9 protein-coding genes and 1 pseudogene are annotated in these 9,576 nt (G+C 64.7%); 4 read left to right on the top strand and 6 right to left on the bottom strand.

Annotated elements, in window-relative coordinates; genetic code table 11:
• On the top strand, window positions 1-554 hold a 554-nt coding region (locus tag ACFP9U_RS20985; protein ID WP_378624445.1), incomplete at its 5' end, for an ATP phosphoribosyltransferase regulatory subunit.
• A complete protein-coding gene (gene hisG, locus ACFP9U_RS20980; RefSeq protein ID WP_378624443.1) occupies window positions 551-1,252 on the top strand; it encodes an ATP phosphoribosyltransferase in 702 nt (233 codons plus the stop codon). The genes ACFP9U_RS20985 and hisG, both read left to right, overlap by 4 nt.
• A gap of 31 nt (window positions 1,253-1,283) precedes the next feature.
• On the opposite strand, the gene ACFP9U_RS20975 is transcribed toward hisG, so the two are convergent.
• On the bottom strand, window positions 1,284-2,429 hold the full coding sequence (locus ACFP9U_RS20975; RefSeq protein ID WP_378624441.1) for a glycosyltransferase: 1,146 nt from the start codon (window positions 2,427-2,429) through the stop codon (window positions 1,284-1,286).
• A 180-nt stretch (window positions 2,430-2,609) separates the two neighbouring features.
• Window positions 2,610-3,875 (bottom strand): DNA recombination protein RmuC, encoded by a 1,266-nt coding sequence (locus ACFP9U_RS20970; protein WP_378624438.1) that lies wholly within the window; start codon window positions 3,873-3,875, stop codon window positions 2,610-2,612.
• 116 nt (window positions 3,876-3,991) lie between these two features.
• Here ACFP9U_RS20970 and def point away from each other — a divergent pair, with 116 nt between their 5' ends.
• Window positions 3,992-4,522, top strand: a complete 531-nt coding sequence (gene def, locus ACFP9U_RS20965; RefSeq protein ID WP_378624450.1) for a peptide deformylase — start codon at window positions 3,992-3,994, stop codon at window positions 4,520-4,522.
• Window positions 4,523-4,610: 88 nt separating this feature from the next.
• Here def and fumC read toward each other — a convergent pair whose 3' ends face one another.
• The 4 genes from fumC to ACFP9U_RS20945 form a co-directional block, all read right to left on the bottom strand.
• Entirely contained in the window at window positions 4,611-5,999 is a 1,389-nt protein-coding gene (gene fumC / locus ACFP9U_RS20960) for a class II fumarate hydratase (protein WP_378624436.1), read from the bottom strand.
• A gap of 230 nt (window positions 6,000-6,229) precedes the next feature.
• On the bottom strand, window positions 6,230-7,873 hold the full coding sequence (gene groL / locus ACFP9U_RS20955) for a chaperonin GroEL (protein WP_378624433.1): 1,644 nt from the start codon (window positions 7,871-7,873) through the stop codon (window positions 6,230-6,232).
• A gap of 70 nt (window positions 7,874-7,943) precedes the next feature.
• Complete coding sequence (gene groES / locus ACFP9U_RS20950) at window positions 7,944-8,240, bottom strand: co-chaperone GroES (protein WP_274427024.1); 297 nt, start codon at window positions 8,238-8,240, stop codon at window positions 7,944-7,946.
• Between the two features lie 161 nt (window positions 8,241-8,401).
• Entirely contained in the window at window positions 8,402-9,040 is a 639-nt protein-coding gene (locus ACFP9U_RS20945) for a DNA-3-methyladenine glycosylase I (protein ID WP_378624447.1), read from the bottom strand.
• Between the two features lie 251 nt (window positions 9,041-9,291).
• Between ACFP9U_RS20945 and ACFP9U_RS20940 the strand changes: the two are divergent.
• Window positions 9,292-9,576 (top strand): annotated as a pseudogene (locus ACFP9U_RS20940) (hypothetical protein); the annotation flags it as partial.

The raw sequence follows: 9,576 nt of genomic DNA, 5'->3' as shown, positions 1-9,576 counted from the left end.
TGCCGCGCGAGGTGGCCGGGCTGGTGACGCGCGGCGATGCGGACGCGCTGGCCGGACATATCGAAAAGGCGATGGAAGAGGCCGGCCTGTCGCCTTCGGCGGGACGGCTGCCTTTGGAGATCGCGCGGCGGCTGATGGAGAAAGCCGAGCTTGCCAGCGTGCGCCTCTCCGACACCGCGCTCGATGCACTCAAGGCCTTTCTGGCCATCCACGTACCACTCGAAGAGGCCGAGGCGCGCCTGGCTGATTTCGCCGAAGGGGCGGGTATCTTCCTCGACGAGGCGCTGGCCGGCTTCCGGGAGCGCGCAGAGCGCATCGCCCGGCATGGGCTGCCGCCGGCCGAGATCCATTACGATGCGGGGTTCGGACGGCCGCTCGACTACTATACCGGCTTCGTGTTCGAGATCGGGACAGACGCGCTGGACCAGCCGCTGGCGGGCGGCGGGCGCTACGACCGGCTCCTGACGCTGCTCGGCGCCGAAAGGCCCATCCCCGGCGTCGGGTTTTCAATCTGGCTCGACCGCGTGGCAGCCTTGCGGGAGACGAAGCCATGAGCGTCACACTCGCCCTGCCCTCGAAAGGCCGCCTCAAGGAGGAGGCCGTGCGGCGGCTCGAAGATGCCGGCTATGCGGTCCGCCTGCCGGAGAACGACCGCCGGTACCGGGCCACGATGGACGGCCTTCCCGGGCTCGAGGTCGCCTTCCTGTCCGCCTCCGAGATCGCGCGCGAACTGGCCCGGGGCCGCATCGACCTCGGCGTCACCGGCGAGGACCTCGTGCGCGAGACGATCCCCGAATGGGAGGCGCGGGTTAAGATCGGCGCGAGGCTCGGCTTCGGCCATGCCGATGTGGTGGTGGCGGTCCCGGAGGTGTGGTTCGACGTCGCCACCATGGCCGATCTGGACGACGTGGCAGCCGATTTCCGCCAGCGCCACGGCAGGCGGCTCAGGATCGCCACCAAATACTGGCGGCTGACACAGCAGTTCTTCTCCCAGAAACACGGGATTCAGGTCTACCGCATCGTCGAAAGCCTCGGCGCGACGGAGGGCGCGCCGGCGGCCGGCTCGGCCGACGTTATCGTCGACATCACCTCCACAGGCTCGACGCTCAGAGCCAACCACTTGAAGGTTCTGGAGGACGGCATCATCCTGCGCTCCCAGGCCTGCCTGGTGGCCGCGCGCAAAGAGCGGCCGGAGGACGAGGCGAAGCTGATCGAGGACATGGCAGCCGCGCTCGACCGGAAGGCAGGCTAGAGGCGGGACAAGCTCGCCGGAGGTAATCCCCTCAACGTCTCCGCCCCTCGCCTTCCAGAACCTTCTCATAAAGGGAGACGTGGGACTCGACGTATTTTTGCAGCGAAAAGCGGTTGACGACGCGCTCCCGGGCGGCGGCGCCCAAGGCCTGGCGGTCCTCGGCGGCAAGCACGAGCAGTCTGGCCAACCCTGCCGCAAGGGCATGCGGCTCACGGGGTGGCACGACGACCCCCGTTGGGCCGACGAGCCAGCCGCTGTCTCCGACATCCGTCACCACAGCGGGCACGCCGCTCGCCATGGCCTCGCCGGCGGCCAGCGAGAACGCCTCACCCCATGCGGATGAAAGCACGAAGACGTCCAGCCCGGGTAGCAGTTCCGCGACATCGTGGCGAAGACCGAGGGTGGTAACGCGGTCGTCGATGGCGAGATCTCTCGCCGCGTCCCTGACCGGGCCGTTTTCATGGCCCTCCCCGGCGATCACCAGTTGAACATCGTGCCCATCGGCGATCAGTACGGAGACCGCCCTGACGAGGTTCACCTGATCCTTCATCGGGTGATATCGGGCAAAATGGCCGATGATCCGCCGCTCGGGGGGAATGTTCAGCGTCGCGCGCAGGTGGGCCCGACGGCTGCGTGTCGGATAGAAAGCATCGGTGTCGATGCCGTTCGGGATGACCGCGCTTCTGCGGGCGTTGAATCCGAGATGCTCGTGCTGGCGGGCCGCAATCCTCGAGCAGTAGCAGATCGCAGCCGCGAGATGCGACAGCATGGCGGAGAACCGGATGAGCCGATGCATCTTCGGCTCCTCGACGGCGATATCGGCGATAGTGTGATGCACGCTCCAGATCACCGGTGCGAAGGTAAAGCTCAGGAGAGACCCGAGCGAGCCGGCCATATTGCCGTGGTACATCCAGCCGTGAATGATGTCCGGGCTCTGCTGTCGTACCAGCCTGCGCAGATCGAGCACGTTCCGCGACCTGGGCCGGGCTCTTTGCATCGAAAGGGAGTGCAGGTTCGCGTGCCGTTGCGGCAGACTCGCGGCCATGGCGCCAGCCGGCAGCAGCGACAGGACGGTCGAGGGAAATCCCGCCTGGTCCATCCGGCCGACGAGGCGCGTCAGCATGATCTCGGCTCCGCCGACATTGAGACCGGTTATCGTGTGGAGTACCTGAGGCACGATCGTATTCCTCGCGTTTTCCGACGGTAGAGCGGACCCGGTTCGTTGTCAGGTCAGGAAAATCACCCGTCAGGTGCCGGCCAGCCTAAACAGAAGGACTTACGGGCATCGACGTCTTGGAGTGTGGGGTGTGGCCCAACCGCCAGCGACATCGGCGGAAAAGATGCTTTGCGTGAAAGCTTATTCGTCGACGACGCGCAGCTTCAGCGAGTTGGAACCGGTGGCGGCGGCAGCCTGCTTGACGGCCTCGCCCTTGGGCAGGCTCTTGCTTTCGGCCGCTTCGGCCTCCGGCGCGCCAAGCTCCAGCGCCTCGATCTTTTCGCCCCGCTTCGTCACCTTTTCCGCCGATGTCAGGATCATGTCGATGTCGCGGTTGGCCTGGGAGAAATGGGTCTGCAGCTTGCGCACCCGCTCGTCCAGCCGGGAGACGTCCTGCATCAGCCGCACGACCTCGGCCTGGATGAGATGGGCCTGCTCACGCATGCGCGCATCCTTGAGCACCGCCTGGATGACCTGGATGGAAAGCATGAGCAGCGACGGCGAGACGATAACGATGCGGGCACGGTGGGCCCGCTGCACCAGCGCCTCGAAATTCTCGTGGATCTCCGCGAAGATCGACTCCGAGGGCACGAACATGAAAGCCGTGTCCTGGGTTTCGCCATTGATCAGATACCGCTCCGCGATCGCCTTGACGTGGGTTTCGATGTCGCGGCGGAAAGCGGCTTCGGCCTGCCTGCGCCCCTCTTTGCCCTCCTCGCCTTCCGCCGCCTTGCGAATGGCGTTCCACGCCTCCAGCGGAAACTTGGCGTCGATGACGAGCGAAGGCGCGCCGTTCGGCATCTTCACCACACAGTCGGGCCGGTTGCCGTTCGACAGGGTGGCCTGGAACTCGTAGGCGGAAGACGGCAGGCCGTCGGCGATGATCGCCTCCATGCGCGACTGGCCGAAGGCACCGCGGGTCTGCTTGTTGGACAGGATCTGCTGGAGCTGGACGACCTGGCCGGCGAGCGACTGGATGTTGTTCTGGGCCGTGTCGATGACGGCCAGGCGCTCCTGCAGCCTGGACAGGTTTTCATGGGTTGACTTGGTCTGCTCGGTGATCGACTGGCCGAGCCGCGAGGACATGCCGTCGAGCCGCTCCGAGAGCGTCTTCGTGAGTTCCGCCTGGCGCGACCCGAACACCTCGGCGATGGTGCCCATGCGGCCCTGCAGTTCCGCCTGCGCCTTCGTCAGTTCCGCCATGCGCGTCTCCGCCTCGCGCGCCCGCGCCGCCGCCTCCTCGGCGGCCTGCGCGCGCATGCGGCCGGTGCGCCAGAGTGCGACGACGGTGCCGGCGGACAGAAGCACGAAAGCCGCGACGACGGTGACGAGCACGCCGCCCAGCGATATTTCCGCTGTTCCGAGTTGCGCGACGGGCGTGGAGAAAAGCGAAGCCGTTTCGTTCATGTCCGGCACTGTAGACGATTCGCACGCCCGCAATAAGACCAAAACGTGAACATATTCCGGTGAAACACGAAGTGTCCTATATTGACGCCTTCACCGGCAGCGATTACCTGACGAGCATGACGACCCGGCCACTCATCCTTCTTCCCGACCCGAAGCTGCGCGAGGTTTCCAAACCCGTCGAGCGCGTGGACGATGACCTGCGCAAATTCGCCGACGACATGCTGGAAACCATGTATGATGCGCCGGGCATCGGCCTGGCCGCCATTCAGGTGGGCGAACCGCGGCGCCTGCTGGTGCTTGACGTGGCGGAGAAAGACGAGCCGCGCAATCCGCAGGTCTTCATCAATCCGGAGATCGTCGAGCGCTCGGACGTCCGCAACGTGCACGAGGAGGGCTGCCTTTCCATTCCCGATTACTATGCGGAAGTGGAACGCCCGGCCGAGGTCACGGTCGACTACATCGATCTCGACGGCAAGAAGCAGACGCTCAAGGCCGACGGCATCCTCGCCACCTGCCTTCAGCACGAGATCGATCATCTTAACGGCGTGCTGTTCATCGACTATCTGTCGAAGCTGAAGCGCGACATGGTCGTGCGCAAGTTCAGGAAGCTCGCCCGCGAACGTACGCCCGCGGGCATGGTAGGCTAGGCCTGTAGACAGCAATGGCCGCGGTCTTTGTCGTCGAGTATGTCGCGAGCCTGAACCGGCGAAGCCGCAGCAACAACAGGCCCCCGGATCAAGCCGGTGAGATCATTTTCTCCGGGCGCACCAGCCGGTCGTAGTCCGCCTCCGAGACAAGGCCGCTCTTCAGCGCTTCCTCGCGCAGGGTGGTGCCGTTCCGGTGCGCGGTCTTGGCGATCTTGGCGGCATTGTCGTAGCCGATCGCCGGCGCGAGCGCCGTCACAAGCATCAAGGAGCGCTGCATCAGATCGGCGATCCGCTCCTCGTCCGCCTCGATGCCCTTGACGCAATTGTCCGTGAAGGAGCGCATCCCGTCCGAAAGGATGCGGATCGATTGCAGGACGGCGTTGGCGATGACGGGCTTGAAGACGTTGAGCTCGAAATGGCCTTGGCTTGCGGCGACCGTGACGGTGGTCTGGTTGCCCATGACCTGGGTCGCCACCATCGTCAGCGCTTCCGCCTGGGTGGGATTGACCTTGCCGGGCATGATGGAGGAGCCGGGCTCGTTCTCCGGCAGTTTCAGTTCGCCGAGCCCCGAGCGCGGGCCGGAGCCCAGGAAGCGGATGTCGTTGGCGATCTTGAAGAGATCGGCGGCAAGCGCATTGAGCGCGCCGTGGAAGGCGTTGAGCGCACCGTGGCTCGCCAGCGCCTCGAACTTGTTTTCCGCGGTACGGAAGGGCAGCCCGGCGATCTCCGCCACCTTCTCGGCGAAGGCCGCGTCGAAGCCGACCGGTGCGTTGAGGCCGGTGCCGACGGCGGTGCCGCCCTGGGCCAGCGCGTGCACGTCTTCGAGTGCCTCGGCAATGCGCCGGGCGCCGAGCTTGAGTGCGGCGACATAGCCGGAAAATTCCTGACCGAGGGTGAGCGGCGTGGCGTCCTGGGTATGGGTGCGGCCGATCTTCACGATCTCGGCGAAGGCCTTCTCCTTCTCTTCCAGTGCTTTCGTGAAGTGGTCGAGCGCCGGCAGGAGCTCGGCCGCCGCCTCGCGGCCGACGGCGATATGCATCGCAGTGGGAAAGGTGTCGTTGGACGACTGGCTCATGTTCACATGGTCGTTGGGATGAACAGGCTTCTTCGAGCCCTTCTCGCCGCCCAGCATCTCGATCGCCCGGTTGGCGATCACCTCGTTGGTGTTCATGTTCGACTGGGTGCCGGAGCCGGTCTGCCATACCGCGAGCGGGAAATGCCCGTCCAGCTTGCCCTCCACCACTTCGCCGGCCGCCGCCACGATGGCCTCGCCCAACTTCGGTTCGAGCTTGCCGAGCTTCATGTTCACCTCGGCGGCAGCCTTCTTGACGATGCCGAGCGCATGCACGAGGGGAACCGGCATTTTTTCCGTGCCGATGCGGAAGTTGGTCAGCGAACGCTGCGTCTGCGCACCCCAGTAGCGGTCGGCGGGCACGTCAATGGGGCCAAAGGTGTCGGTCTCGACGCGGGTCTTCATCGTGCGCTCCCAGTTCATCATTCACTGCCGGCCATATGCGCCATCGGGCCGTCATTTGCAAATGCGTCTCCCTGGATAATGACCCGGCAATGGCCGTCTACCGGCATGTCGGGAGACGATGGATCAAACGGGGCCTGTTCGCCGATCCGCCGGACTACGGCGGAAGAGCGGAAAAAGAAAAGGGCGGCCTGCCGGCCGCCCTTTCCGCAGGAATTGCGTGGTGCGTGAGCTTAGAAGCCCATGCCACCCATGCCGCCCATTCCACCGTCCGGCATTGCCGGGGCCGGCGCTTCCTTCTTCGGCAGCTCGGCGATCATGGCCTCGGTGGTGACCAGCAGGCCGGCCACGGACGCGGCGTCCTGGAGCGCCGTGCGCACGACCTTCATCGGGTCGACGATGCCGAAGGCGATCATGTCGCCGTACTCGCCGGTCTGGGCGTTGTAGCCGTACCTGACGTCACTGTTCTCGAGGATCTTGCCCACGACGATCGACGCCTCGTCGCCCGCATTGGTGACGATCTGGCGCGCCGGCGCCTGAACCGCGCGGCGGACGATGTTGATGCCGGCGTCCTGGTCGGCGTTCTCGCCCTTGACCGTGATCGCCGTCGAGGCGCGCAGAAGCACGACGCCGCCGCCCGGCACGATGCCTTCCTCGACGGCCGCGCGGGTCGCGTTGAGGGCGTCATCGACGCGATCCTTCTTCTCCTTCACCTCGACCTCGGTTGCACCGCCGACGCGGATCACCGCCACGCCACCGGCGAGCTTGGCGAGCCGCTCCTGCAGCTTCTCGCGGTCGTAGTCGGAGGTGGTCTCCTCGATCTGCGCCTTGATCTGCCCGACGCGTGCCTCGATCTCATCCTTGCGGCCCGCACCGTCGACGATGGTCGTCTCTTCCTTGGTGATCGAGACCTTCTTGGCGCGGCCCAGCATGTCGAGCGTGACGTTCTCCAGCTTGATGCCGAGATCCTCGGAGATCACCTGGCCGCCCGTCAGGATGGCGATGTCCTCGAGCATGGCCTTGCGGCGGTCGCCGAAGCCCGGCGCCTTGACGGCAGCGATCTTCAGGCCGCCGCGCAGCTTGTTGACCACCAGCGTCGCCAGCGCCTCGCCCTCGACGTCCTCGGCAATGATGAGCAGCGGCTTGGAGGACTGGACGACGCTTTCCAGAACAGGCAGCAGCGCCTGCAGGTTGGACAGCTTCTTCTCGTGCAGCAGGATGTAGGCATCCTCCAGCTCGGCCACCATCTTCTCGGCATTGGTGACGAAGTAGGGGGAAAGATAGCCACGGTCGAACTGCATGCCCTCGACCACCTCGAGCTCGGTCTCGGCGGTCTTGGCCTCCTCGACGGTGATCACGCCGTCATTGCCGACCTTCTGCATGGCCTGCGAGATCATCTCGCCGACTTCCTTCTCGCCATTGGCGGAAATCGTGCCGACCTGGGCAACCTCGGCGGAGGTGTTGATCTTCGTGGAAGCCTTGGCCAGATACTCGACCACCTGGTCGACGGCGAGATCAATGCCGCGCTTCAGGTCCATCGGGTTCATGCCGGCGGCAACCGCCTTGGCGCCTTCCTGGACGATGGACTGGGCGAGAACCGTCGCCGTCGTGGTGCCGTCGCCGGCCGTGTCGTTGGTCTTCGAGGCCACCTCGCGCACCATCTGCGCGCCCATGTTCTCGAACTTGTCCTCGAGCTCGATCTCCTTGGCGACGGTCACGCCATCCTTGGTGATGCGCGGCGCCCCGAACGACTTGTCGAGCACGACGTTGCGGCCCTTCGGGCCGAGCGTGACCCTCACCGCATTGGCGAGAATATCGACGCCCCTGAGCATGCGCTCGCGTGCGTCACGGGAGAATTTTACGTCTTTTGCAGCCATGTTCTCTTGTCTCCTGGCCTCGGGCGTGAGGCCGTTTGTCCGTTGAACCGATAGCGAACGGGCGAAAGGCTCAGCCGATCACGCCCATGATGTCGGATTCCTTCATGATGAGGAGATCCTCGCCGTCGAGCTTGACTTCGGTGCCCGACCACTTGCCGAAGAGAACGCGATCGCCTTCCTTCACATCGAGCGGAACGACCTTGCCGCCCTCGTCGCGCGCACCGGAACCGACGGCGATGATCTCACCTTCCTGAGGCTTTTCCTTTGCGGTGTCGGGAATGATGATCCCGCCAGCCGTTTTCTCCTCGGATTCGACCCGTCGAACGACCACACGGTCATGAAGCGGGCGAAAATTCGTCTTGGCCATGTCCTGAACCCTTGATTCGGATAATGAAATGGACTTGTCTCCGCCCGAAGAGGGCAGGAGCGCGATTAGCACTCCCTCGCAGAGAGTGCTAACAGCGGGGAGATAGTCGCCGCATCCTCCAGAGTCAAGCGAGAGCACGCGGTTGCCTTTCGGGGCGATTGTCAAACCGGCCTGACGAAGGCGCGCCGGGTTTGCTCCACTTCCTCGCGCATGGCGCAGCCCTCGATATGGTCGTTCACCAGCCCCATCGCCTGCATGAAGGCATAGACGGTGGTCGGGCCGACGAAGGTCCAGCCGCGCTTCTTCAGGTCCTTGGAAATGCGTGTTGAAACGTCCGTCTTGGAATTGGCGATCAGGGTCCGGTAATCGAGCCTCTCGGGCCGTTCCGCGGGACCAGGCTCTTGGCGCCAGAAATAGCGGGCGAGCGAGCCTTCCTCTTCGCAAAGCGCGATTGCCCGGCGGGCATTGTTGATGGTGGAGCGGATCTTGCCACCATGGCGGATGATGCCCTTGTTACCCAGCAGTCGCTCCACGTCGTCTTCGGTGAAACGCGCCACCCGTTCGAAGTCGAAACCCGCGAAGGCCTCGCGGAAATTCTCGCGTTTGCGCAGGATGGTGAGCCAGGAGAGGCCGGACTGGAAACCTTCCAGGCACAGCTTCTCGAACAGCCGCCGATCGTCGGCGACGGGCCGGCCCCACTCCTCGTCGTGATAGGCGAGGTAGTCCGGCAGGTTGGCGTGCCAGAAGCAGCGCTTCTTCCCGTCCGTGCCCTCGATCAGGCCTGAATTGGCCTCGTCCATGCTCATGCCCCCTGCTGATTATACAACCATAAGTTTAAATCGCCGTTTACCGTCTTGTTCAATCGGGCGGTAACCATGCCGAGCGGTTTTGCTCTCCTATCGCATTTTACGAAGCCGGATTCACCATTTGCTTGGCAGACCCGTGCACCATCCTGACAACGGGGCGCGCGATACCGCTGGGGAATGCGACGCGTCCCGAGGGAATCTCCGCGCCACCGCGACAGGCAGCTCGAAGAACGTAGGGTGCTCGCATGAAGGTTCTTGTCCGTATAGCCGTGGCCACCGCTTTCCTGCTCGCGGCGTCTGCCGTGCAGGCGCAAAACCGCTACGTCGAACCGCCTCCGGTGCTTGTCAGCCCCGACCTTTCGGCACCGTGGATCCAGCAGTTGCGGCAAACTCAGGAACGCGCCGCCATACGCCAGCGTGATAACAGACAAGCCCGGCCGCCGCAGGCGCAGCAGCGCCGGGTGAGACAGTCGCAGGTGCGGCAACCCGCCGTCGAGGCACGGCCATCGTCCGGCGAGCGCCAACCGCAG

The organism is Nitratireductor sp. GCM10026969 (assembly GCF_042660605.1).
GTDB lineage: Bacteria > Pseudomonadota > Alphaproteobacteria > Rhizobiales > Rhizobiaceae > Chelativorans.
Note: the sequence above shows the minus strand (reverse complement) of the source record. Positions and strands in the feature narration are given on the sequence as shown.